The sequence below is a fragment of the Mucilaginibacter sp. P5_A4 genome (genome assembly GCF_056400605.1).
Genome location: NZ_JBFUKX010000051.1, coordinates 20,788 through 44,821 on the forward strand (window position 1 = coordinate 20,788; position 24,034 = coordinate 44,821).

At 42.0% G+C, this 24,034-nt stretch carries 21 protein-coding genes; 12 read left to right on the forward strand and 9 right to left on the reverse strand.

All coding sequences use genetic code 11. The features are described from left to right. Nucleotides 1–27 precede the first annotated feature (27 nt). The 3 genes from leuS (at nt 28) to AC1DQW_RS23165 (ending at nt 6,769) form a co-directional block, all read left to right on the forward strand. Nucleotides 28–2,832 (forward strand): leucine--tRNA ligase, encoded by a 2,805-nt coding sequence (gene leuS, locus AC1DQW_RS23155; RefSeq protein WP_477456217.1) that lies wholly within the window; start codon nt 28–30, stop codon nt 2,830–2,832. A gap of 324 nt (nt 2,833–3,156) precedes the next feature. Continuing rightward, entirely contained in the window at nt 3,157–4,104 is a 948-nt protein-coding gene (locus AC1DQW_RS23160) for an acyltransferase family protein (RefSeq protein ID WP_477456218.1), read from the forward strand. Between the two features lie 121 nt (nt 4,105–4,225). Continuing rightward, the gene (locus AC1DQW_RS23165; RefSeq protein ID WP_477456219.1) at nt 4,226–6,769 is read left to right on the forward strand and encodes a TonB-dependent receptor; all 2,544 of its coding nucleotides are present in this window, start codon (nt 4,226–4,228) and stop codon (nt 6,767–6,769) included. A 114-nt stretch (nt 6,770–6,883) separates the two neighbouring features. Here AC1DQW_RS23165 and AC1DQW_RS23170 read toward each other — a convergent pair whose 3' ends face one another. Beyond that, complete coding sequence (locus AC1DQW_RS23170; protein WP_477456220.1) at nt 6,884–8,692, reverse strand: MutS-related protein; 1,809 nt, start codon at nt 8,690–8,692, stop codon at nt 6,884–6,886. Between the two features lie 67 nt (nt 8,693–8,759). Here AC1DQW_RS23170 and rlmH point away from each other — a divergent pair, with 67 nt between their 5' ends. The 5 genes from rlmH (at nt 8,760) to AC1DQW_RS23195 (ending at nt 12,327) form a co-directional block, all read left to right on the forward strand. After that, nucleotides 8,760–9,233 (forward strand): 23S rRNA (pseudouridine(1915)-N(3))-methyltransferase RlmH, encoded by a 474-nt coding sequence (rlmH, locus tag AC1DQW_RS23175; RefSeq protein ID WP_477400811.1) that lies wholly within the window; start codon nt 8,760–8,762, stop codon nt 9,231–9,233. Between the two features lie 148 nt (nt 9,234–9,381). After that, nucleotides 9,382–10,311 (forward strand): cation diffusion facilitator family transporter, encoded by a 930-nt coding sequence (locus AC1DQW_RS23180; protein ID WP_477456221.1) that lies wholly within the window; start codon nt 9,382–9,384, stop codon nt 10,309–10,311. A gap of 177 nt (nt 10,312–10,488) precedes the next feature. Beyond that, nucleotides 10,489–10,683, forward strand: coding sequence for a hypothetical protein (locus AC1DQW_RS23185; protein ID WP_477456222.1), 195 nt, complete (start codon nt 10,489–10,491; stop codon nt 10,681–10,683). Between the two features lie 87 nt (nt 10,684–10,770). Next, a complete protein-coding gene (locus AC1DQW_RS23190) occupies nt 10,771–11,184 on the forward strand; it encodes a Dabb family protein (RefSeq protein WP_477456223.1) in 414 nt (137 codons plus the stop codon). 27 nt (nt 11,185–11,211) lie between these two features. Next, nucleotides 11,212–12,327: a hypothetical protein gene (locus AC1DQW_RS23195; RefSeq protein ID WP_477456224.1), complete on the forward strand. Its 1,116-nt coding sequence runs from the start codon at nt 11,212–11,214 to the stop codon at nt 12,325–12,327. Nucleotides 12,328–12,389: 62 nt separating this feature from the next. On the opposite strand, the gene AC1DQW_RS23200 is transcribed toward AC1DQW_RS23195, so the two are convergent. The 3 genes from AC1DQW_RS23200 to AC1DQW_RS23210 form a co-directional block, all read right to left on the reverse strand. After that, a complete protein-coding gene (locus tag AC1DQW_RS23200) occupies nt 12,390–12,905 on the reverse strand; it encodes a DUF5606 family protein (RefSeq protein ID WP_477456225.1) in 516 nt (171 codons plus the stop codon). 84 nt (nt 12,906–12,989) lie between these two features. Continuing rightward, the gene (locus AC1DQW_RS23205) at nt 12,990–13,427 is read right to left on the reverse strand and encodes a peptidylprolyl isomerase (RefSeq protein WP_477400805.1); all 438 of its coding nucleotides are present in this window, start codon (nt 13,425–13,427) and stop codon (nt 12,990–12,992) included. 109 nt (nt 13,428–13,536) lie between these two features. Further along, complete coding sequence (locus tag AC1DQW_RS23210; protein WP_477456226.1) at nt 13,537–13,764, reverse strand: hypothetical protein; 228 nt, start codon at nt 13,762–13,764, stop codon at nt 13,537–13,539. 10 nt (nt 13,765–13,774) lie between these two features. Here AC1DQW_RS23210 and AC1DQW_RS23215 point away from each other — a divergent pair, with 10 nt between their 5' ends. Continuing rightward, complete coding sequence (locus AC1DQW_RS23215; protein WP_477456227.1) at nt 13,775–14,956, forward strand: asparagine synthetase B; 1,182 nt, start codon at nt 13,775–13,777, stop codon at nt 14,954–14,956. Nucleotides 14,957–15,115: 159 nt separating this feature from the next. Here the strand turns inward: AC1DQW_RS23215 and AC1DQW_RS23220 are convergent, their stop codons facing one another. From AC1DQW_RS23220 to lpxK, 3 genes are read right to left on the reverse strand one after another with little or no spacing between them, the layout of a single operon-like run. Then, nucleotides 15,116–17,212 (reverse strand): putative porin, encoded by a 2,097-nt coding sequence (locus AC1DQW_RS23220; RefSeq protein WP_477456228.1) that lies wholly within the window; start codon nt 17,210–17,212, stop codon nt 15,116–15,118. Beyond that, complete coding sequence (locus AC1DQW_RS23225) at nt 17,212–18,027, reverse strand: purine-nucleoside phosphorylase (RefSeq protein ID WP_477456229.1); 816 nt, start codon at nt 18,025–18,027, stop codon at nt 17,212–17,214. Before AC1DQW_RS23225 ends, AC1DQW_RS23220 begins: the two co-directional genes overlap by 1 nt. After that, nucleotides 18,011–19,054 carry a tetraacyldisaccharide 4'-kinase gene (gene lpxK / locus AC1DQW_RS23230; RefSeq protein WP_477456230.1) on the reverse strand — a complete coding sequence of 348 codons (1,044 nt, stop codon included), beginning with the start codon at nt 19,052–19,054 and terminating at the stop codon, nt 18,011–18,013. The genes AC1DQW_RS23225 and lpxK overlap by 17 nt, the downstream gene beginning before the upstream one ends. Before the next feature lie 206 nt (nt 19,055–19,260). Between lpxK and AC1DQW_RS23235 the strand changes: the two genes are divergently transcribed. Continuing rightward, a complete protein-coding gene (locus AC1DQW_RS23235; RefSeq protein ID WP_477456231.1) occupies nt 19,261–20,169 on the forward strand; it encodes a serine hydrolase in 909 nt (302 codons plus the stop codon). 248 nt (nt 20,170–20,417) lie between these two features. Beyond that, nucleotides 20,418–20,981, forward strand: coding sequence for a hypothetical protein (locus tag AC1DQW_RS23240; RefSeq protein ID WP_477456232.1), 564 nt, complete (start codon nt 20,418–20,420; stop codon nt 20,979–20,981). 232 nt (nt 20,982–21,213) lie between these two features. Here the strand turns inward: AC1DQW_RS23240 and purN are convergent, their stop codons facing one another. Both purN and AC1DQW_RS23250 read right to left on the reverse strand, forming a co-directional pair. Next, nucleotides 21,214–21,792, reverse strand: coding sequence for a phosphoribosylglycinamide formyltransferase (purN, locus tag AC1DQW_RS23245; protein WP_477456233.1), 579 nt, complete (start codon nt 21,790–21,792; stop codon nt 21,214–21,216). Between the two features lie 113 nt (nt 21,793–21,905). Continuing rightward, a complete protein-coding gene (locus tag AC1DQW_RS23250) occupies nt 21,906–22,427 on the reverse strand; it encodes a lipocalin family protein (protein ID WP_477456234.1) in 522 nt (173 codons plus the stop codon). 217 nt (nt 22,428–22,644) lie between these two features. Here AC1DQW_RS23250 and yiaK point away from each other — a divergent pair, with 217 nt between their 5' ends. After that, on the forward strand, nt 22,645–23,634 hold the full coding sequence (gene yiaK, locus AC1DQW_RS23255) for a 3-dehydro-L-gulonate 2-dehydrogenase (RefSeq protein WP_477456235.1): 990 nt from the start codon (nt 22,645–22,647) through the stop codon (nt 23,632–23,634). The last annotated feature ends 400 nt before the right edge of the window (nt 23,635–24,034 follow it).

Below are 24,034 nucleotides of genomic sequence, written 5' to 3' on the forward strand. Positions count from 1 at the left end.
CGCAACCTCATACGCGTAAACAACAAAATGGACTATCAATTTAAGGATATAGAGCAAAAGTGGCAGCAGTTTTGGGCACAGAACGGAACGTTTAAAGCCGAAGATAAAAGCGCCAAACCCAAGTATTATGTGCTGGATATGTTCCCATACCCATCTGGTGCGGGGCTGCATGTTGGTCACCCGCTGGGTTATATCGCATCTGATATTTTTGCACGCTACAAACGCTTAAAAGGGTTTAACGTGCTGCACCCCATGGGTTACGATAGCTTTGGCTTACCGGCAGAGCAATACGCCATACAAACCGGGCAGCACCCTGCGGTAACCACCGAAGAAAATATTGCCACCTACCGCCGCCAGTTAGATCAGATAGGCTTCTCTTTTGATTGGAGCCGTGAAGTGCGCACCAGCTCGCCGGATTATTATAAGTGGACACAGTGGATTTTTATGCAGCTGTTTAACAGCTGGTATAATAAGGATGCTGATAAAGCCGAATCAATTGCCAAACTGGTTGAGCATTTTGAGCAAAAAGGTTCAGCCGGAATCAACGCTGTATGCGATGAAGAAATATTGAGTTTTACTGCCGGTGAATGGAAAGCGTTTAGCAACCAGGAGCAGCAGGCCGAACTATTAAAATACCGCCTTACCTACCTGCGCGAAAGTACCGTAAACTGGTGCCCCGCTTTAGGAACCGTATTGGCAAACGACGAGGTAAAAGACGGCTTTAGCGAGCGCGGCGGCTTCCCCGTTGAGCAAAAGAAAATGATGCAATGGAGCATGCGCATCACCGCCTATGCCGAAAGGTTATTGCATGGATTGGATACCATCGACTGGCCCGAGCCACTAAAAGAAATGCAAAGGAACTGGATAGGTAAAAGTACGGGAGCGTCAGTTAAATTTCCGCTTGACAAAACCACTCACCATTCATCACTCACCACTCACAATTACATCGAGGTTTTCACTACCCGCGTAGATACCATCTTCGGCGTTACTGTTTTGGTGATAGCGCCCGAGCATGAGTTGGTGGCTACTTTAACCACACCTGAGCAAAAGGCAGATATTGATGCCTATATAGCTGTAACCAAAAAGAAATCGGAGCTTGACAGGATGGCTGATGCCAAAACTGTTTCGGGCGCATTTACCGGAAGCTTTGTATTGAATCCATTGAATGGCGAAAAGATCCAGATCTGGATTGCCGATTACGTTTTAGCCGGATACGGTACGGGGGCTGTTATGGCCGTGCCATCGGGCGATCAGCGGGATTATTTGTTTGCCAAGTATTTTAACCTGCCGATAGTACCTATCCTTGATACCCAAAATATTGAAACCGAAGCCGACCCGACCAAGGAAGGTAAATACATCAACTCCGACTTTATGAACGGGTTGGATTATAAAGCAGGTACGGCAGCCGTTATTGCCAAACTGGAAGAGATTGGAGCCGGTAAAGCAAAAGTGAACTTCAGGATGCGCGACGCTATTTTTGGCCGCCAGCGTTACTGGGGCGAACCTGTGCCGGTTTATTTTAAAGAGGGCTTGCCACATTTAATTGAAGAAAGTCATCTGCCATTACTGTTACCTGAGGTTGATAAATATTTACCTACCGAAAGTGGTGAACCACCATTGGGAAGAGCTGAAGGATGGAAACATCCGGAAGGGGAGTACGAACTTTCGACCATGCCGGGTTGGGCGGGATCAAGCTGGTATTGGTACCGTTACATGGATGCGAAAAACGATAAGGAGTTTGCATCAAGAGAAGCTATTGAGTACTGGAAAGATGTGGATTTGTATATCGGCGGATCCGAACATGCTACCGGTCACTTGCTGTACAGCCGTTTCTGGAACAAGTTTTTGAAGGATATTGGTAAAGTGGTTGAGGAGGAGCCTTTCAAAAAGTTGATTAACCAGGGGATGATACAGGGTAGGAGTAATTTTGTATATCGTTTGATTGATGAGGAAGGACGCGGAACGAACACGTTTGTTTCTCATGGCCTTATTAAGCAATATAAAACTTCGCCATTGCATGTTGATGTGAACATTGTGGAAAATGAGATCCTGAACATAGAGAAATTCAAAAAGTTTAGATCTGAATTTGATACTGCGGAATTTATACTGGAAAATGGTAAATATATTTGTGGCGTCGAGGTTGAAAAGATGTCAAAATCCAAGTTCAACGTAGTTAATCCGGACGATATTATTAGCCGTTACGGCGCCGATACCCTGCGCATGTATGAAATGTTCCTTGGTCCATTGGAGCAAAGCAAGCCCTGGAACACCAATGGCATTGAAGGCGTGTTCAAATTTCTGCGTAAATTCTGGAGAATGTTCCATAACGAGGCATGGGAGTTTAGCGTATCCGGTGCCGGGCCTTCAAAAGCGGAGTTGAAATCATTACACAAAATCATCCGCAAAGTGGAGGAAGATGTTGAACGTTTCTCGTTCAATACTTCAGTTTCCAGCTTCATGATCGCGGTAAATGAATTAACCGATCTGAAATGTAATAACCGCGCGATATTGCAGGATATGGTGATCATCCTGTCACCCTATGCTCCGCATATTTGCGAGGAATTATGGACATTATTGGGTAACCCGGCTGGTAGTTTATCGTATGCGTCGTTCCCTAAGTTCATCAGCGCTTATTTAATTGAGGATGAATTTGCTTACCCGATATCTATCAACGGTAAAATGAAAATGAACCTCAATATTTCATTGAGCCTTGACGTAAAGGAAATAGAAACTACTGTTTTAGCCAACACCGATGTACAAAAATACCTCGATGGTAAAGCGCCTAAAAAGGTGATTGTAGTTAAAGGCAGGATTGTTAATATGGTGGTGTAGGTAGCCGGTTTAATATTCGTCAACCCAACAACCATGTCCTTACTTCGTGCCTTATAATGATGTGATTGTAAGTTATTGATTATCAATATGTATTTTTTACAATAGACCTCTTTCCCGTCATTGCGAGGTACGAAGCAATCCCCGAATTACAGAGTAACTGTGCAAATCCGATCTGTATTTTGGGGATTGCTTCGTCGTACCTCCTCGCAATGACGATCACGAGGCGGTTCTGTATCCATATATTTCTGTTTTTTCCAGCTGCGTTGGTCGGTACTCGCAATGGCGTTTTTTTGTTAACCTCGTTTAAGCATATGTGCTAAGCCAATGACCCCAATCAGTATAAAACAAAAACCACACATACAGCAGGTTGATTATATCCGGGCGATTGCTTCAGTGGCCGTAGCGCTTTTTCATTTGGGAGGCAAAACCCTGCCGGTTTTGAAGTATGGCTGGCTTGGGGTATATATGTTTTTCCTGCTATCGGGTTTTATCATCTGCTGGGCCATACCGCAAAATTATACCTGGAAACTGAGCGGACGCTTCATTTTAAAACGCATTACCCGCATCGAGCCTCCCTATATCACCTCCATCGCCCTGGCTATCATCGTGAAATTTTTTTGGGTTACGAACTACAGGCCCGACTGGTTTAACGCTGTTTGCCATTTAGCATACCTCAATAGCTTTGTAGGTCAGCCTTATCTTAGTCCCGTTTATTGGACATTGGGTATCGAGTTTCAGTTTTACCTATTTGTGGCCCTATGCTTCCCCTGGTTTACCGGTAAATGGGGGCAATGGCTGTTATTACTTTTAAGTATTTTACCGCTAATAATAAAAATACCGGGAACCAATTTAGCAAATTACTTTTCGGTGTTTGCGCTGGGTATTTTGTATTATTTGTACCTGATAAAAGGTAAAAACTTAAAGGAAATACTTTTTTTAGGGGTTTTGATAACCGCATGCAGTATATACACCGTTGGCTGGCTGCAAACCTGTGCCGCGTTGTTTGCTTTGGGATTGCTGCTGTTACCTTTAAAAAGTTACCCGGTAGTCACCTTCTTTTCAAAAATATCGTTTTCGCTTTACCTCACTCATGATATGATAGGCAGCAACCTGGTTGTGTATTTAGGCATGCTTTTGCCTAAAACGTTGTTTTTTAAAGGATTGGAATTTATGACCGGGCTTATGGTGAGCATTTTGTTTGCATGGCTGTTCTGGTTATTGGTAGAAGCGCCTTGCTTAAAACTTTCCAAACAAATAGTTTATAAACGGTAGTTTTGCATTATTATCTTCTTAGTGTAACATATACATGACAATTTGCACTTTAGTAAAAAAAGAAAGGTTTACGGTGTAACATTTAAACTATTTTCGCCTCCAATTACGAAAATACTTACAAATGAAACGTTTTTACATACTTATAGCACTTTTTTGTTTTGCTCTTTCGGCTAAAGCCCAGTTCAATGTGGGCGGTGGCGGGCCAAATATTGTTGGCCGTATATCTGGTACAGTGATTGATTCAATTACAAAAAAGCCAATGGATTATACTACTGTGGGTTTATACCGCAGCGGTGGCAAATCGCCCTTAAACGGTGTAGTAACCGACGAAAAGGGAAATTTTAAAATTGATAATGTAAAGCCAGGTACTTATAAACTAATAGTATCTTTTATTGGTTATCCATCAAAAACAATTGAGCCAATTACTACCACGGCTTCAAAACCCGATAATAAAGTGGGCAGTGTTTTTATTTCCCCGGGAGCAAAAGCATTGGCAACGGTTAATGTAGTAGGACAGGCGCCGCTGATTGAAAACAAGATAGATAAGATTGTTTACAATGCCGAAAAAGACCTTACCGCTGCAGGCGGTAACGCTACAGATGTATTGCAAAAAGTGCCTTTGGTTGCTGTTGATATCAACGGTAACGTATCTATCCGCGGCGATCAAAACGTTCGTGTATTGATTAACGGTAAGCCATCGGGCGCAACATCGGCCAGTTTAGCGGATGTGTTAAAAACTATTCCTGCCGACCAGATCAAAAGTATTGAGGTGGTAACTTCTCCATCAGCAAAATATGATGCAGAGGGCTCTGGAGGTATTATCAACATCATCACCAAACAAAAAAATGTTTCGGGCGTAAGCGGTTCTGTAAGCGGTGGTGTGGGTACCCGTCAAAATAATGGCAACATAAACTTTAACTATAACAAAAACAGGTTTAGCCTGGGTATTAACGCTGGGGGCAACTTAACCTGGCCGCAAACATCTACAACCACTTTCGACCAGGTATTCAGGGATGCCAATGGTACGGTTACCCGCCATAATTATAATAATTCTTCAAGCCGCATTAAAAGGCATGGTGCTATAGGCTCTGTTACTGCCGGTTATGAGGTTAATGCTTTTAACAGCTTTAACAGTACGCTCAGGCTTAATGATGGTGGTTTTAATATTGAAGGAAACGGAATTAACAATATTGATTTAGGGGGTGTACTAAGCCAATATACCAGCACCACCAAATCGCATAATAAATTTAGCGGATTTGACTGGAACCTTGATTATACGCATAAGTTTAAAAAAGAGGGTGAGGAATTCACCTTATCCGGGCAATGGAGCCATAGCGATATAAAAACTGATTATACCAGCCGGTTTACCGCGGTTAACCCAAGCCAAATGGGTAATAATAATGGTATAAACAATGAATATACCTTCCAGGCCGATTATACATTGCCTTTAAATAAAGTAATAAAAATTGAGGCCGGTGGTAAAACCATACAACGCCGCATAAACAGTAATTACGATATCTTCAATACCGATAGTTTGGGTAATAACGCGGTACGTGATTCATTGAACTCAAACCTGTATGATTATAATCAGAATGTATATGCCGGTTATGCGGTATTAACTTTCACTTTGCCAAAAAGCTATTCGTTACTTGTAGGCGGCCGTGTTGAAAATACCAGGATAAAAGGCGATCCGCAAAATCCTTTCCAGGATCCTGAGAAAGTAGGCGACCTTTACCAGGATTTAAAACCGTTTACATCAAGTTACACTACTTATGTGCCAAGTTTAACTATCCAAAAGCAATTGGGTACCCAAACTATTAAGTTATCATACAGCAAACGTATCCAGAGGCCAAGCCTGCAGTTTTTAAATCCGTTTATTAACCGCAGCAATGTGCAAAGCCAAACCGTAGGTAACGTGAACCTTGCGCCCGAGGTTTCACAAACTGTAGAGTTAAACGTAAATAAGTTTGTTAAATCATCTGTGCTTAACTTCTCGGTTTATTACAAGCATACCAATAACCTGATAGAGGGTATTGCAAGTCCTTTAACCGAGACTATAAATGGCCAGGTAATAAACGGAACCCGTACCGCTTACCAAAATGTTGGTAAAAACAATTCATTTGGTGCAAGTTTCTTTGGGTCGATAAACCCGGTAAAGGCACTTACCATACGGGCAAGTATTAACGGCTTCACTTATAATCCAACAATATTCCCGCAGTATGATATTGCAGCCTCAAAAACAGGTGTTTATTTCCAGTATACTGCTTTCGGAAGCGCCTCATACCAGTTTAGCCATAATATACTGATGGAGTTATTTGGCTTTACCAATTCGGCACGCAGAACAATCCAGGGTACCAACCCGGCATTTGGCATATACGCTTTTGGTTTGAAGAAACAATTTATGGATAAAAAACTGGCTATTGGCTTTAATACCGTACAGCCATTTGCCAGGGATAAACACTTTAACTCCAATATCAGCAATGCTTCGTTTACACAAACCAGCTCAACTGCATTCCCTTTCCGTTCTTTCGGTTTAACGTTTAGCTATAACTTTGGTAAGCTAAGCTTTAGCAATCCGCAGCAACAGAAAAAAGGCGTAAACAACGATGACCTTAAACAAGGCGATCAGGGTGGCCAGGGTAATACACCAGCGGGCGGTAGATAGTAAGGGATTAGTATCAAGTAGTTAGTATCAAGTAGCAAGATTGAAAAATACAAGAGCCGGGAGATTCGATCTTCCGGCTCTTTTTATTTTTAAAGAATGTCATTGCTTTTACTTCTATTCCACTTCCACATTAATCCCTATCTGTTTCAATAATAAGGTAGCGTTAAAGGTTTTGCACTCGCCATGTTTAATTTTATAATCAAACAGCATTTCGCCATCCTTTACCTGTATATCGAAGTAGAAGTTGCGTACATACTCAGGGTATTTATCTTCCAGGCGGGCAATCTGCAGATCATGGGTGGCTACCAGCCCAACCGCGTTTTTACTTATCAGCTGCTCTATTACCGCTTTTGAGCCGAGGTATTTATCAACCGAGTTGGTGCCGCGCAGCATTTCATCAATCAGGAAAAAGATCTTAGGCTCATTCTCCACAGCAGCCAGCAGCATTTGCAGTCGATCGAGTTCGGCTTTAAAGGTGGAGGTACTCTCGTTCAATGAATCTTTGATGCGCATGTAGCTAATCATGGTAATTACCGAAACACGCATGCTTTTAGCGCATACCGGGGCCCCGCAAAGGGCCAGGACGGTGTTGATGCCTATGGTACGTAAAAAAGTGCTCTTACCTGCCATGTTTGATCCGGTGATGATATCAATTTTAAAGGTATCATCCAGTTCATAATCATTTTCGATCCGTTTGCCGGCATCAATAAGCGGGTGAGCAAGTGATTGGGCAATTAGTGTGTAGCCGGGTTTGTCCTCAATTTGAGGAAATGCCCAGGCGGGATAATTAATCGCCAATCCGGAAAGGCTGATCAGGGCTTCAACCGCAGCAATTACATCAAAGGCGGCTTCCAGACTTTCGGTGTTCTGGCGTTTCCAGTTTTCTATCGCAATCACCTGGCGGATATCCCACAAAAAAAACAGGTTCAAAACAAAACCTACTATCATATTTAAATGATAATTGAGCTTGTTGATAAGCGCGGCGAGTTCCTTTATTTTGTTGGAGGTTTTACCGTTTTTTAATATTCCTGCCAGCGAAGCACTATAGTTAGCCTGCCATGGCTCTTCTTCAATGCGTTTAAACACATTGGCGTAGTTAGCCAGCGTATCACCTATTTTACCGGCAATTATATCGGCCTTGCTGATGTACATGGCTTTAGAGAAAACGATACCCATATTGGCTATCCCAATTATAATAGCTGCCAGCTTTGCCTGGGGGATAAACCATGCCAGTATTAATGTTGCCGTAAATAACCAGGGAGCAATTTTGACATATAGCGTAAGCCATTTTTCGCCGGGCATATCAAGCGGAAGGTGCAGGTATTTAAACAGGTTTTTAAGTTGGTTAACATCCTGCTGTATGGCAAACAGCAGGCGGGTTTGGATCTCCAGTTTCCAGTCGTTTTTGATGCTTATCTCTTTGATAGCTTCCTGCCGCTGTAAAATAACTTCTTTTGCCGTTGGCTTATCAAACCACTCGGCAAGTTTGGTATTACCGGTTGAAGTAGCGGTGCGGTTTACCAGCTGATACAGGGATGCGTTGCCAAAAATATCCAGGTCGGCAGTATAAAAATGTTTTTCGCTGGCAAAGCGGGCGCCATCGTTATAAATATTGGTGTGGGTTTGTATGCTGGCAACTTCGTTAAGGTTTACCTTTTGCAGATCGTCGAAATATTGTTTCAGCTTTTCGAACTGGCTTTGGCGCGATACGAGCCAGGCAAAAGCGAAAACCAATATAATAAAAGCTACCGCCACAATGCTAAAGGTATCCTGCCGTACTGCAATGCTAATGGCTACAACAATAAGCGCGAAAATGCTGAGCCTGAGCAGCGAATAGGTATTGGCCAGTTTTTTATATTTGGTGGCTTCCTGCTGCGCGGCATCGGCCCGTTGAGTATAATCGTTGATAATATCCTGTTCCATTTTTTGGTAAAAAAGTTGAGGCTAAATAAACACATATATTTCAAATAAACGTTTATTTGTTTCAGATATGAAGATCACGTTTTTAACAGTTGGCAAAACCGAGGATGCTTATTTAAAAGAAGGCATTGATAAATATATAAAGCGCCTGAAGCATTATACTAAATTAGAGCTGGTTGAAATTAATGAACTGAAAAACACCAAGGCCCTCAGTGCCGAACAGCAAAAAGCTAAAGAAGCCGAGCTGATCCTCAAAAAAATAAACCCGCTTGATCATGTGATCCTGATGGATGAGAAAGGTGCCGAATATTCATCCACCCAATTCGCAGCCTATATCAACAAAAAGGAGATCAGCTTATCGGGCAACCTTGTGTTCATTATAGGCGGCCCCTATGGATTCGATCAATCGGTATATCACCGGGCAAACGATAAGATCTCCCTGTCGAGAATGACCTTCTCGCACCAGATGGTCCGCCTGTTTTTTGTTGAACAGTTGTACCGGGCCTATACAATAATGAAGGGGGAGCCGTATCATCATGAATAGATATGCAGATGTGCAGATTTCGGATTTCAGATGTGCAGATGATTGTGACAATCCCTTAATCCCGGTTCAGATGAATTTTTGATTAAGACGAACATCTGCACACCTGAAATCTGCATATCTGCACATCAAAAATCATATCTTTGTTATTATGTCAGGTCACGATCATTCACATGCACACGGTCATCATCACCATGATCATGCCCCCCGGTTAGATCATTTGAACACCGCATTCATCATCGGTATTATATTAAACTCGGTGTTTGTGGTTGTGGAGGCTGTTGCGGGTTTTATAACGCACTCGCTGTCGTTATTAACAGATGCCGGACATAACCTGAGCGATGTTGCTTCATTGGCTTTAGCCCTGCTGGCCTTTAAATTGACTAAGGTGAGCGCTAATAACCAATATACCTACGGCTATAAACGATCAACCATTATTGTTTCTTTCTTTAATGCCCTTATCCTGTTTGTGGCGGTAGGCTTTATAGTTTATGAGGCTGTGATGCGCTTCATGAATCCCGAAACTGTATCAGGCGGAACAATGGCCTGGGTAGCTTTTATAGGTATTGGCATTAATGGCCTTACAGCATGGTTATTTGTAAAAGATAAAGATACCGACCTTAATATAAAAGGTGCGTACCTGCACATGGCCGTAGATGCCATGGTATCCTTTGGGGTGGTTGTATCGGGCGTTATTATTTATTTTACAGGCCTGTATTGGATAGATAGCGTTGTGAGTATTGTTATAGCCTTTGTGATACTTCGTGGCACCTGGGGGCTTTTAAAAGATAGTCTGCGCCTTGAGATGGATGGCGTGCCAAAAGAGATAGACCTTGAAAAAATAAAAAATGAACTAATGAAAGCCAAAGGTGTTGTTGATGTGCACCACATGCACGTTTGGGCGTTAAGTACTACAGAAAATGCCCTTACCGCTCACCTGGTCATCAAACCCGAAGCTATTGCCGATTTCGACAGCATCAAGCATGATCTTCGTCATCGGCTGGAACACCTGGATATTAATCACAGTACTTTTGAACCGGAGTTTGCCGATGAAAAATGCAAGCAGGTGGAGTGTGCATAGGAGGGCTGTAAGTGAAATTTATAGGAAAGAACAGAGAAGTGATAAACTACCTGAGTGGGAATTTAACGTTGCTCGATGCAACAATAAACAAATTTGAAATACAGGAGTTAGATCATGTTTTAGATAAGTATAAAGTTTCATTTAAGTCGCCGTACGAAAGCCGACATAACGGTTCTTTTGATCTTTAAAGATGTTGTTGAATATGGTTTTTACCATAACAATAAACACAACTTTTATAACGTGGAAGAGTTGAAGTTTTTTGAGACTGAAGGGAAGTTCTACTTTTCCGGTGATCCTTATCATACCAAAGGTATTTCAGAAAACGATAACGATTTTGTATTGAGTAAGGAACTCGAAGGATATTCGCTGTAGTAGACTTACAGGATACTGTGCGAGTTTCAAGGGCTACCCGTTTTTCAAATAATTCTTCCTAATTTAACGCTCATTATTTAACCTACCATGAGCAACTCAAACAGAAGAAAATTTATAACCACAACGGCTGCCCTTGCCGCAGGTACAGTAGCAGCATCAGCATTTCCTTTAGTACAAGCAAAAGAAGAATGGCCGGTAATACATCACGTATTTTTCTGGCTTAAAAACCCAGGCTCGGTTGAAGACCGTGATAAGCTGATAGCTGGTCTTAAAACCCTTTCGAAAATTGAAACTGTGCGCAAGCTGCGTGTAGGGGTGGTAGCCAGTACCGAAAAACGCGATGTGGTTGATAACAGCTGGGCAGTATCAGAGCTGATGTTCTTCAGTGACCTTGCCGGACAGGCCACTTATCAAATCCACCCCATCCACCTGGAGTTCATTAAAAATTGCAGCCCCCTTTGGGAAAAGGTTATTGTATATGATGCGGTGGATGCTGCTTAAGGATACTTACTTTCCCGGGGATAAGTGATGAATAACACGAGGTTAAAACTGCGGATAAATGGTTGTCGGCTGTTTGTTATTGTGTTATTCTTTTCCTTAGCGGGATGCAAACATCCCGTTAATAAAACAGCGGTTAAAGTAAGGCAACAAAAAAAAGCAGACACTGGGGCTAAGCTGCCGATAAGCAAGGCGTTCGCCGCTGTTTCGTATGCACGCCAGTTGCTGTACATCATCTCAAGAGATGGTATATTCACGTGGACTCAGCCAGATTCTGCAGCCGGTAATTCAAATACCAATAACAGCATTGCTTTTGGTACACGTGTTGGCGTCGTCAGCATCAAAAAGGGCTGGATGGAAATAACTAATGACGAATGCCATAATTGCGCATCGCAGTTTATTCTCAGCTCTTGCGCGTGTGCCGCACCAGCCACTAATTTTCTGCTAAATACTGCCGATCTGAATACCACTTATTACGACCCAACAGTTACCGATGCTGAAGGAAGTCGTGTGCCAGATACTACCAAGCTTGCAGAGTTTGTGTTGGAAAGGATTAGTAAAAGTGAATTTTTAAAACAGAAGAATACCGGGGTGACTAACTTCAGGGCAGATGCCGGCCTGTTCCCGAAAAAGAATGGTGTACTCTCTTTAAAAACGAAAATAAAAACCTTAAAACTTAAGGATGTGCAAAACGGGGAAGATGAACAGAGTTATACGTACCTGGGCCAGTATACTTCTATACATAAACTGGTAATCGCCGGTTCCTATAATGAATCGGGCGATGTGTTTTTTGTTGATCAGAACACCGGGAAAACCATTGCTAACTCCTTCACAGGCTTTCCGTATTTGTCGGCTAATCAAAAATATGTGGTAAGTGTTAGTACCGATAATGCGGATGATCGCGGCGATATCAATTTATATGTTATTAAAAATGATACGGTAATATATATGGCGGGCAATCATTTTCAATATTGGATGCCTGCTTTAGCGAGTACCGACTTTTTTTGGGGAAGCGACGGCTGCTTTTACTTTCCGTTTGTGCCATATGGCGCTTATTTAGCAACAGACAAAAGCGGAAGGGAAGGAAAGGGGCCAAATTTAAACTATAGTTACGCCCGTATCAAATTTGTACGATCGTTAAAATAAAGAGGAAAAGCAAAAAGCTCTGGTAAAGTACCGGAGCTTTTCTATTTGTAATGACAAATTATTTATGCTTTTTTAGCAGGAGTTTTTTTTGCTTTTGGTTTCGGGACTTCTGCAACCGCTTCCGGCTCTACTGCAACTGTTTCGGCGACTGGCTCTTCGGTTGGCTCAGCTTCAGGGGCAGGTGCCTGGGTTGGATCTGCCTCATTAAACAATGGCAGGTCTTTCAGGATCTGGAACCATGAAATGATCTTTTTCATATCAGAGGCATATACTTTCTCCTCATCATGATCCGGCGCTACTTCATAAAAAAAAGTCCTAAGTTTTTTACCATCGGCCTTGGCATCCGGAATATTTGAGGCAGTTTTCATTTGCTCAAAAACGTCCGTAAGTTTGATATCATCATCGACACCAAAAATGGTGATTTCGCTTAATGCAGCTAATTTGGCGGTTGAAAGGTTGGCTACCAGTTTGGTTTTTTGAGCATCAAGACTTTCCAGTACATAACCGGTTTTATTTTGCGCTAACGCTCTCCACAAGCCCGGTTTGCCCGATACAGCTACAATTCCTTGTAAATTCATTTTTTATTGGTTGATTAGGTTGATTAAGTGAATGGTTGATTGAGTTTTAAACCTAATCAACTACTCACTCAATCAACCAATAACTTAATCTTCTATTACTTCGATGCTTAAAATTTTATCGCCCTGGCGGATAGCGTCAACTACGTCAACATTCTCAATCACTTTACCAAAAACAGTGTGGTTACGGTCTAAGTGAGCGGTGTTAGCGCGGTTGTGGCAAATAAAGAATTGTGAGCTGCCTGTATTACGGCCGGCATGTGCCATTGAAAGTACGCCACGATCATGGTATTGATTGTCACCTGTTAATTCGCAATCAATTTTGTAGCCGGCGCCACCAGCGCCGGTACCGGTTGGATCGCCACCTTGTACCATGAAGTTAGGGATAACGCGGTGAAAAATAACGTTATCATAAAAGTTTGATTTTGCTAATTTTTTAAAGTTAGCTACAGTATTTGGGGCATCCTGATCGTAAAACTCTACGGTCATATCGCCTTTTTCAGTTTTAATTATTGCTTTGCTCATTTCTTTGTTTTTTTAAAAACAGTTGGCAAAGGTAATAAAAAAGCATAAAGCTAAAAGCATAAGGCTGAAAGCTTTTTAGACAATAGCCGCAAGATAAAAGCCCCACCATTCATGGTAATAACATTAGCTGTTTATTCGTTACATTTGATAAATCGACATCGAAATAAATATTATATACCGTGGTCAACAAAGCGCATAGACAATATCCTTTATCTTTAATCTTTTGTCCTTTGTCTTTTTTCCGCCTTTCGTCCTTCACCTTTCGCTTTTTGCCGTTAAAAAGCCTTTTGCCTTTCGCCTTTCTCCTTTTACCTTTTTTCGCAAAAGCTGCTTCCATTCTCATCCCTATGGATGATGAGCAAAAGGATCACCTGAAATCATATGGCATCGCTTTTTTGGCCTTGAAGAATGGCGAGGAAGTTGATTGGCTGCTTAATTACCGTGGCGGCAGTTTTATGATGAAGTACAACCAAAAAATGGAGGAGGAATGCAAGATCCGTGGGGTTAGTTACCAGGTACTGGCCGATGCTAAGGTAAACGAGATAATTACCGAGGTAAGTGATCCGTCGGTAAATATGGACCTGGTTAAGCTGGAGAAAGCTCCCAAAATGGCTGTTTATTCGCCCAAGAATAAGCTGCCCTGGGATGATGCCGTAACGCTGGTTTTAAAATATGCCGAGATTCCTTATGATGTGGTTTATGATGAAGAAGTAATAAAAGGCGACCTGCCTAAATACGACTGGCTGCACCTGCACCATGAGGATTTTACAGGTCAATACAGTAAATTTTACGGAGCCTTCAGATTTGCGCAATGGTACAATGACGATGTAAAAGGACAGGAAGCCCTTGCCCATAAGTTGGGCTTTAAAAAGGTATCGCAAATGAAACTGGCCGTAGCCAAAAACATCCGCAATTTTTGTGCGGGCGGAGGTTTTTTGTTTGCCATGTGCTCGGGCACCGATACGTTTGACATTGCGCTGGCATCGGCTAATACAGATATTTGTGAGCGCATGTTTGATGGTGATGCAGCCGACCCGGACGCGCAATCGAAACTGGATTTTAGCCAGACCTTTGCCTTTCAGAATTTTACGCTTGATATGAACCCCATGTCGCACCAGTTCAGTAATATCGATGTAACTACTACCCGGCAGGTTGATCGTCCGCACGATTTTTTTACGCTGTTTGATTTTTCGGCCAAATGGGATGTAGTGCCCAGTATGCTCACGCAGGATCATGACAAGGTGATCAAAGGTTTTATGGGCCTTACCACAGCTTATAACAAAAGTATGCTAAAACCGGGTGTTACTATCATGGGCGAAATGAAAACAGCCAACGAGGCCCGCTACATTCACGGCGAATACGGCAAAGGCCAGTGGACCTTTTACGGCGGTCACGACCCCGAAGATTTTCAGCATGCTGTAGGCGACCCGCCAACAGATTTAAAACTGCACCCCAATTCTGCCGGTTACCGGTTGATATTAAACAATGTATTGTTCCCGGCTGCCAAGAAGAAGAAACAGAAAACGTGATCGGGTACGGGTACGGGTTCAGGGGTGCGAGGATCGGGTGTTGGGAACCTCATAACAAACATTATAATTGTTTAATGGTAACCTCGTGTGCTTACGAGCATCCCAACTGACACACCATTCGCAACCCGCTCCACGAACCTCGCAACCCATACTCCGAACCTATTGATAAAATGTCCAGCTTACGCCAAATTTCAACAGGTGGTCTTGTTGCGGGTATCGGTTAACGGTATAATAACCCTTGCTTTGAAAGCCCTGGTTGGCATAATCATACATCAGGAACAGGTTGGTACGCTGCAGTGTGGCTTTAAAATACACCGATGCAACCGGGTACGAGGAAAAAGTGATATCAGGTCCGTTATAAAACTGGCCAATACCCACCGCGTATGATGGCGCAACATATGGCGTATTGTAACGAACGCTTACCCCAAAATTCGACTTTAATACATTAAAAAATGTTTTACTGAAATATAGGTTGCTGTAAGTATAAACCTCGGGGGTACGCAAGGTTGATTGGTAATCTGTTTTTTGATAAACCACGTAATTATCAAAGTGCAGGCTATGATAGCTTAAGTTTTTGCCAATGCTAATTTTAAGCAGGTTAATATCATTGCTCAACTGGGCTGGGTGAGCATCATTGCCACCGGGCTGTGCTGTAAAATACAGGTAGTTGGCTATCAAAAAATACTCGGCTTTTATATCTAACTGTAACGGATTGTTCACGTAGTTAAATGATGCGCTGGTAGTTTTTTGATTGTTAAAACTGTTATGGAAAATGTAGTGGTTCGAGATCCAGTTGGTATATATCAAAGGCGGCGTGCTGTTTTGAGAGTAAGCTTCTAAAATAATCTTACCGGCTTTTGCGCCCCCGGCAAGGGTAAGTTTTGCGCCATAATAATAATCGCCAAAATCGCGTCCCTGTGCTATTTGTCTCAGGTCGCCTTCCAAACCAATCCTATCGCTAAAACGGTAGCTTAGCTTTGCTTTAAGCGTGATATCCTGAAAGGTATTGTTTTGAACCCTTTCCTGGCGGATGTATTGGTAGCCATATTGGTTAAGGGTGGTATCGCTTACATATTGCCCATAGTGATAAAGGTCATGTACCAGGCCAAGATCAAGTTTAAGTTCATTCTTTACAAATTTTACCGATTTACTCCTGAGGTAAAAACTGTACGAAAATTCATTTTGAATATGTGTAACTACAAGCGAATCTCTTGACCGGTTACTGATGAAATAATAATCAGGGAATACATTATAGGTATCCGGCTGGTTGGTTTGCAGGTAATTATAACTGCTGTTTTGTACAAATAGAGTATGGGCTATGCGTTGCGTGGGTAATATCTTGGAATTGTCTTTCCCTTTATTTAAGCTGTCTATCCGGCCTAAATAATAAAACTGTTTAATGTACAGGCTTTTATCATTCCATTTTTCGTAGCTATTGGGTAGACGTACTGCTGCCGAGTTTTTAAAAAAAAGGTTGTTACCGGTGCTTGTGTAAACCGAATCATTGAGGATGGAGCCTGTTTCCGGGGATTTTAAATTATTGTATATGATGTTGGCCAACAGGTTATACCGCTTGCCTGGAGATTGGTACCACGTAAATAGCGTGGCGTTTACATCGCTCACATTTTGCTGCAAAATACCGCTGCTGCTGTAAAAGCCCCTTGATCCGTTGAAATTGAGGTTAAAGCCTACATTCCAGTTTGGTTTGATGTTTTGGGTATGGATTATTTTAAACACCTGCTCGGCCGAGCTGCCAAAACCATTGAAAAGTGTAAGGTTGGAGTAGGCTACCCGCGCGTTATAATATTTTATATCCTGCGGCCTTAAAGCATACACATCAAGGGCGTGCAAACCAGCGTCAAAGCCAATAGTTTTACTGGGTTCAAACAGCAAATTCCTTTGCGATACCCCGGTATAACCCAGGCTGATACGCGGGTTACGCGGATCAAGCAGCGGGCTGTAATTTTCAAAATTATATATACCTGTATCTAGCGCAAAGGTTTGTGTGCTATCGCTCAGGAACCGTTCCATGGTAACCCGGATAAATTTGGAGCTAAAAACAATCGAATCTTTTTTATTATCTTCTTTTTTACGTAAACTATCCAGTAGTTCATCATCGCTAACCTTTCGTGTTGCTTTGACCGTATCCCGCGTTGACAGTGGTTTTGCACGGTTTATCTGGCCATATTGTGCAAAAACCGTGTGCGCGCAAAAGCACAACAGTAATAATAAAATATATTTTAGCTTTTTACGCATCAATTAGCTGCTATCAGATTTTTTAAGATCAGGGTCAGTTTGGGCTCGGCCTCTTCGGCTATTCTTATAATGTCTTCAACCGATACGGATTCCAGCACTTCTGTAAAACCCTCATCTGTTAATACAGATATGGCAAATACAGGTATCCCCATATGGTTTGCAACAATAACTTCAGGCACCGTACTCATCCCAACCGCATCGCCGCCTATGATTTTTAAATAGGTGTACTCGGCTTTGGTTTCTAAATTAGGGCCGGTTACAGCAACATAAACTCCCTTATGGCAGGTAATATTGTTTGCCGCTGCAATGTTTAAAGCTTTATCAATAAGCGTGCGCTGGTAGGGCTGACTCATATCCGGAAAACGCGGACCAAGCTCTTCATAATTGCGGCCTACAAGCGGGTTTTGCGGCTGCAGGTTGATATGATCGGCAATAACCATGAGGTCGCCTTTTTTAAAATCAGGGTTTAATGATCCGCTGGCGTTTGATACATACAGGGTTTTAATACCCAGGTATTTCATCACTCTAACCGGGAAGGTTATCTGCTGCATGTTATAACCCTCGTAATAATGTAAACGGCCCTGCATAGCCACAACCTTTACGCCGCCCAGCGTACCAAATATTAATTTACCCGAATGGAACTCCAGTGTCGAGATAGGGAAATCGGGTATGTTGGAGTACATCAATTGTTTTTCAACAACTATTTCTTTAACCAGGCCACCCAGGCCTGTACCTAAAATAATACCCACCTCGGGTTCAAAATCGCCAATACGGTTTTTTATATACCGGGCGGTGCTTTCAATATTGTCTAACATATGTTGTTACTAAATTATCAAACTGCTGTTGGCTCTTATTTAAAAAACTAATTCCTATAGGCAGCACCAAAATAGGGAGCTTTTTTATAGCCGAAAGCAATTCCTGTTCCCCTAAACGCTGCGCATCCTTTTCTGTTGTAATAACTATCTTTTTTTGTGATGAGCAGGCAAAAAAATCATCGGCAAGTTTACTGATATTTTTTAAGCTAAACTGGTGATGATCGGGATATTTATGGTGATTGATGTGCGGGGTTAGTTTTTTTAAATGTGATAACAATGGCTCCGGATTGGCAATACCGGTAAGCAGGAACACAGTTGTATGCTCATCAATAGTATGGTAAACAGTTGAACCCTCCATGTTACGCAAGGGCAGGTAACTTATTGATGTAAAAAATAAAGATTGGTATGGATAGGGTTTTATGCGTTTGCTGATCCGGGTTTGTTCTTCATCGGTTAGCGTAGCCGGGCATTTACTGATGATGATGATATTCGCCCTTTCCCGGCCGCTAAAGGGTTCACGCATATTGCCTGCTGGTAATAACAAATGTGGTTCATATACCCGGCTGTAATCAAACAATAAAATACTAAAACCCGGTTTAAGTGCCCGGTGCTGATAGGCATCATCTAAAATAATGATGTTATGTTTATACTTAAGCTGTTCAATTCCTTCAACACGCTTTTCGCAAACAGCAACAGTGATATCGGGAAATTTACTTTTGAATTGAGCAGGTTCATCTCCAATTGCCGATGCGTTAGGAATAGCATCTGCAATCAAAAAACCCTGGGTTTTACGGCCATATCCCCTGCTAAGCGTCGCCAGTTTATACTTATCCTTAAACAGGCGTATCAGGTATTCTGTCATCGGGCTTTTACCTGCGCCACCCACATCAAGATTGCCTACAACAATAACCGGCAAATTAAACGCCCGGCTTTTGAAAATGCCTGCATCATAACACCAGTTACGAATGATAACCACAAGGCCATAAATGAGCGAGAAGGGGAATAGAAGCCAGCGCAGGTATTTCATATATTACTACAAACCTTTCTCCAGCCTGTCATTGCGAGGTATGAAGCAATCCCCGATATGCAGATAGGACATACAATCCGGCTCTGTAAGTAAGGGATTGCTTCGTACCTCGCAATGACGTCTTTATTCATTTGTATTTATAAAAAAACAAATCTAAATATTTAAAGACCATTTTAATAACTTAGTAATTCAACATACCATTCCACATGAAATTCAAACTTCTCATTTTTTTCATATTCATTACCACCGCCACCTTTGCCCAAACAGATAAAAAACTTACCGCCCAATTGCAGGATGCAATAAAAGGCTTTCACGGGCAGGTTGGCGTCTATGTTCAAAACCTTAACACCGGTAAAACGGTTGCCATAAATGCCGATACACTTTTCCCTACAGCCAGTATGATTAAGGTGAGCATTCAGTGTGGTTTGATGGATAAAATAGAAAAGGGGGAATTAAAATATAACCAGAAACTAACTTACCGCGATTCACTTTTATATGCCGGGGAAGACATTTTGGGATCTTTTAAGGATAAGGATACCATACAGCTAAGTAAGGTAGCCATGTTAATGATAACCATGAGCGATAATACTGCCAGCCTGTGGTTGCAAAAGCTGGTTGGCGGCGAATATATCAATAACTGGCTGCAGCAAAATGGTTTTAAAGCGATGCGTGTAAATTCAAGGGTAGCCGGTCGCGAGGCCATTCGCAAAGTTTATGGCTGGGGGGTAAGTACACCTTATGAAATGTGCCGCCTGTTTACCATGATAAGGCAGGGCAGGGCAATTAGTGAGGCAGCAAGTGAACGCATGTACCGCAACATGGGCCGGATTTATTGGGATGAGCACGCGTTGTCGCAGATTCCGCCATATGTACATACCATATCCAAACAAGGCGCAGTTGACGAATCAAGATCGGAAACAGTATTGGTGAACGCGCCGCATGGCGACTATGTATTTTCTATTATAACCAATCATAATACCGACCAAAGCTGGGGCTCTGGTAATGAAGCTGGTTTACTTATAAAAAAGGTGTCGGCACTACTGTGGTATTACTATGAACCTGGCAGCGACTGGAAACTTGCCGATGGTGTTGATAAGTATATGTTAAACGAGTAAACTGCATTTTGATAGGGTAAATTTTAAGGCGTGGGTTAGCATCTATACCAAAACATCGGCTTGTTTTATGGGAAAGTAATGTCGGCAAAAAGCGATTGATTACGCCTATGATTTTGGAGCAATTTACTTTGGTAACCCGCGTACTTATGAGGTATCTGTGAATACTAATTTTTAAGGGAAGAAGGAGCAAGGATTTTAAAATAGGATAAGTTTTAATAAATTAGAGTGATTTATTAAAACCTATCATCATGATTCACAAAGTATTAACACAATCTAAAGCATCGTCGGTCCAAAAGGTGTATTTGATAATAAGCCTTGCTGTTTTAACCCTGGTTAGTCAATCAGCCCAGGCGCAGGTACCCACCAAATATGGCGATAACGTAAGTACCCTTGATGGCATCATGAAGGCATATTACGATGTGGTGACGGTGGAAAAAGGGGGAAAAATTAGCTATGAGCGCGATAGCCTGCTGCATATAGCCGATGTCCGCGTAGGTTCGGGATATATTGATAAGCAGGGGAAACAAAGGTTTGCTTACATGACCCTGAAGGAGTATCACCGCCGGTCGGACGCTTCGTTATCACGCGATGGTTTTGATGAAAGAGAAATATCCCGCAAAGTTGAAAAATTTGGCAGCATCTACCACGTTTTCAGCACCTACGAATCGCGCAACACTAAAAACGGACCAGTGATTGAGCGCGGAATCAACAGTATCGAACTATTTAACGATGGCACCCGTTTCTGGATCCTTGCCTGGTTTTTTGATGGGGAACGGAAGGATAATCCCATACCGAAGGAGTATTTGAATTAGTATCAAGTAGTTAGTATCAAGTATCAAGACTTGATTCGGGGAAGACTTCTGAACAAAGATCAATTTAATTACGCCGATAGCCTGGACTTAGCCTTTTACGGTTGCGGTTTTGTTGCGGTTTGTAAAATATGACAATTCGCAATTTATTGATTGTCAGATAGATGTAATTTTTCACTGTTTCACCTGTTGCGAAAGCAACAGCAAAAACCCCCTGTCAATCCTGAAAATCGTGTTAGCTCTTCATCTTCTTCAATAATGCCTCAACCACCTTGGGGAAATGTAAGTGTTCCAGTTGCTGGCCTTTGAATTTTATCATCTCCAGGTTATCGCCCGCCTCTATTTTAAATTTCGATTGATGAATAATTTCGCCTTCATCAAACTGCTCGTTCACAAAATGGATGGTGATACCGCTTTCTTCTTCTTTTGCCTCCATAATGGCTTTATGCACGTGATCGCCATACATGCCTTTCCCCCCGTATTTGGGCAGCAGGGCGGGGTGCAGGTTGATGATTTTATTGGGGAATGCCTTAAGTAAAGATCCGGGTATCAGCCATAAAAAGCCAGCCAGTACAATGAGGTCGACCTGCAGGTTTTTTAGCAGGCGGATTACGTCATCGGTTTCAAAAAATTCATGGCGGGTAAATATGTGCGATGGCACTTCAAAATTGTCGGCACGCTGTAATACGTAGGCCTGCGGGTTGTTGGTGAGTATCAGAACAACTTCGGCTTCGGGATTGCGTTTAAAATGCTCCATTAACTTTTGAGCGTTTGATCCTGAACCTGAAGCAAAAATAGCAATTCGTTTCTTCATTAAAGTTTATGCTTTTTCAAAAGGTTATGAAGGTACCGGTAGTATTTTTATGTTCCCGGTAATTAAGTAATGAACTGGTCAATCTATAGTCCAAATATAAATTTTTACGCATTTTAATTAGTATTTGTTGTTGCATTTTGCCTTACAAATCCATATCGTACTATCTGCCGCCTTTTGGTCGACGAATAATTAGGCTCTACATCACCGGTTTGCAACACCATCGAGTAAGTGCCCAGGTTAGATATTTGTGTGTTTTTAAACGGCGTAACTGTACTGGTACCGCCACCTGCAATTGTATCGGTGCAAACCATATCCGAATTAAAATATAACTTGTTTTCGGTAAGCGTCCATGTACCGGTTGAGGTTTGATCAAGACAATCAAAATTGGTGTATGAGCAGGTGTTGTCTGATTTAAAGGTAAAAAACTGTGTTTTGTCACAGTCGGTATTTAAAGTATCCGGATCGCCTGTTTGCGCATTGCCAACATAATTGTAAACCTGTATAGAGGCCAGTTGCCAAACACCGGTAGTGAGCAGGTGGGGGATATTGCTGCTATTTTCCTTTTTACATGAATTGCTGAGCAGGTTAATCGTAACTAAACCAAGTATAAAAAGTAATGGAAGCTTGTTTTTCATTGAACGTCGTCGCAAAAATAAAAATTCCTGCTTATTAGTTGGCTATCAGGATTCATTTATAACTGTTTTAATAAAAAAATATTACATACCCCCACATGCTGCCAGGGCAAGGTACAAATTTGAATTTGTAAATGAAKATTATGGATGTATGATTAGGGCGAATTGCAATGGCATTAATGCGAAAGGATTTTTACTTTTGATTTTTTAATTTAAAAATATGCGTATCCCTTTCCACCAACTCAAAGCCGAATTTAACCGTGTTTTGCTAAGCCTGAATTTTACGAATGACAAGGCTGAACAATGTGCTGCCATTTTTGCGGGTAATAGCCGGGATGGCGTATATACGCATGGACTTAACCGGTTCCCGGTTTTTGTAGGGCATGTAAAAGATGGTTTGGTAAAGCCGGATCTGGAACCAACAACAGAGGGTGGTTTAGGTGCGATAGAACAATGGAACGGTAATTACGGACCAGGAATATTAAACGCTGTTTTTTGTATGAACAGGGCAATTACCCTGGCAAATGAGAATGGAATAAGCTGCGTAGCCATAAAAAACACTAACCACTGGATGCGCGGAGGTACCTACGGCTGGCAGGCTGCCGAAGCGGGGTGTATCGGGATCTGCTTCACCAATACCATTGCCAACCTGCCGCCCTGGGGTGGCCTTGACCCACGTTTAGGGAATAATCCAATCGTTATAGCTGTGCCGCGTAAAGGGGGGCATGTGGTGCTGGATATGGCCATATCCCAATATGCTGTAGGCAAATTACAGCAGTACAAATCAAATAATGAAACCCTGCCTCTGCCTGGTGGTTATGATAACAAAGGTAACTTAAGTACAGATGCCGCGGCCATACTTAAATCAGAAAGGTTGTTGCCGGTTGGTTTCTGGAAAGGATCTGGCCTGTCTTTAGTTCTCGATCTTTTGGCTACAATTTTAAGTGGGGGTAATTCTACGGTTAAAATCACCAAAAGCGGCGCAGAATCGGGCGTATCGCAGGTTTTTATCTGCATAAAACCTAACGGGGATGAACAAACCGCGGCACTCATTGAAGAGATTATTGCTTATACTAAAACAAGCACCCCCGTGCACGAAGACGGATTAATATCCTATCCGGGAGAAAATACTATTAAAACCCGCGCAAAGAGTTTAAGTGAAGGTGTTTTGGTGGATGAACGGATTTGGGAAGTAGTGAAGGGGTTGTGAGAATATTTCAATGCCGCAATAAAAATAATAAATTCCCAATTCGGGAACTTTTTATTTATATTTGTTTAAAGAAAATGCTTTGAGAGTTATAGCAAAGAAAATACTTAGAAGCTGTTTAAATTTGATTTATTAAGTGTTCCATTTGAGTGCAGTGGAACACCCCGAACGCTTTGGAACGCATTGTGGCTGATTATCAACAACTTAAGCTTTTTAAAAATCAACAAGGAGTGGAACGCTTATGTGGCTGATAATCAACACTATAAGCCACAGTATTAACTTGTGATTAAAATCAAGCTGACGGATTGTAGGCCGAGATCTGAATTTATCTCGCGCAAAGACGCTAAGACGCAAAGTGATTTACTTCTTTTTTCTTTGTTAATTAATTTCTATATAGTATTCC

Excerpts from the sequence above, each read along its gene's own strand:
- lpxK (WP_477456230.1), bottom strand. The coding sequence starts at position 19,054 with ATGAAATACCTGCGCTGGCTTCTATTCCCCTTCTCGCTCATTTATGGC.
- AC1DQW_RS23205 (WP_477400805.1), bottom strand. The coding sequence starts at position 13,427 with ATGAGCAAAGCAATAATTAAAACTGAAAAAGGCGATATGACCGTAGAG.
- leuS (WP_477456217.1), top strand. The coding sequence starts at position 28 with ATGGACTATCAATTTAAGGATATAGAGCAAAAGTGGCAGCAGTTTTGG.
- AC1DQW_RS23225 (WP_477456229.1), bottom strand. The coding sequence starts at position 18,027 with ATGTTAGACAATATTGAAAGCACCGCCCGGTATATAAAAAACCGTATT.
- AC1DQW_RS23170 (WP_477456220.1), bottom strand. The coding sequence starts at position 8,692 with ATGGAACAGGATATTATCAACGATTATACTCAACGGGCCGATGCCGCG.
- AC1DQW_RS23250 (WP_477456234.1), bottom strand. The coding sequence starts at position 22,427 with ATGAAAAACAAGCTTCCATTACTTTTTATACTTGGTTTAGTTACGATT.
- purN (WP_477456233.1), bottom strand. The coding sequence starts at position 21,792 with ATGAAGAAACGAATTGCTATTTTTGCTTCAGGTTCAGGATCAAACGCT.
- AC1DQW_RS23240 (WP_477456232.1), top strand. The coding sequence starts at position 20,418 with ATGATTCACAAAGTATTAACACAATCTAAAGCATCGTCGGTCCAAAAG.
- AC1DQW_RS23160 (WP_477456218.1), top strand. The coding sequence starts at position 3,157 with ATGACCCCAATCAGTATAAAACAAAAACCACACATACAGCAGGTTGAT.
- AC1DQW_RS23190 (WP_477456223.1), top strand. The coding sequence starts at position 10,771 with ATGAGCAACTCAAACAGAAGAAAATTTATAACCACAACGGCTGCCCTT.
- AC1DQW_RS23195 (WP_477456224.1), top strand. The coding sequence starts at position 11,212 with ATGAATAACACGAGGTTAAAACTGCGGATAAATGGTTGTCGGCTGTTT.
- AC1DQW_RS23235 (WP_477456231.1), top strand. The coding sequence starts at position 19,261 with ATGAAATTCAAACTTCTCATTTTTTTCATATTCATTACCACCGCCACC.
- AC1DQW_RS23210 (WP_477456226.1), bottom strand. The coding sequence starts at position 13,764 with ATGGAAGCAGCTTTTGCGAAAAAAGGTAAAAGGAGAAAGGCGAAAGGC.
- AC1DQW_RS23200 (WP_477456225.1), bottom strand. The coding sequence starts at position 12,905 with ATGAATTTACAAGGAATTGTAGCTGTATCGGGCAAACCGGGCTTGTGG.
- AC1DQW_RS23165 (WP_477456219.1), top strand. The coding sequence starts at position 4,226 with ATGAAACGTTTTTACATACTTATAGCACTTTTTTGTTTTGCTCTTTCG.
- AC1DQW_RS23220 (WP_477456228.1), bottom strand. The coding sequence starts at position 17,212 with ATGCGTAAAAAGCTAAAATATATTTTATTATTACTGTTGTGCTTTTGC.
- AC1DQW_RS23180 (WP_477456221.1), top strand. The coding sequence starts at position 9,382 with ATGTCAGGTCACGATCATTCACATGCACACGGTCATCATCACCATGAT.
- AC1DQW_RS23215 (WP_477456227.1), top strand. The coding sequence starts at position 13,775 with ATGGATGATGAGCAAAAGGATCACCTGAAATCATATGGCATCGCTTTT.
- yiaK (WP_477456235.1), top strand. The coding sequence starts at position 22,645 with ATGCGTATCCCTTTCCACCAACTCAAAGCCGAATTTAACCGTGTTTTG.
- rlmH (WP_477400811.1), top strand. The coding sequence starts at position 8,760 with ATGAAGATCACGTTTTTAACAGTTGGCAAAACCGAGGATGCTTATTTA.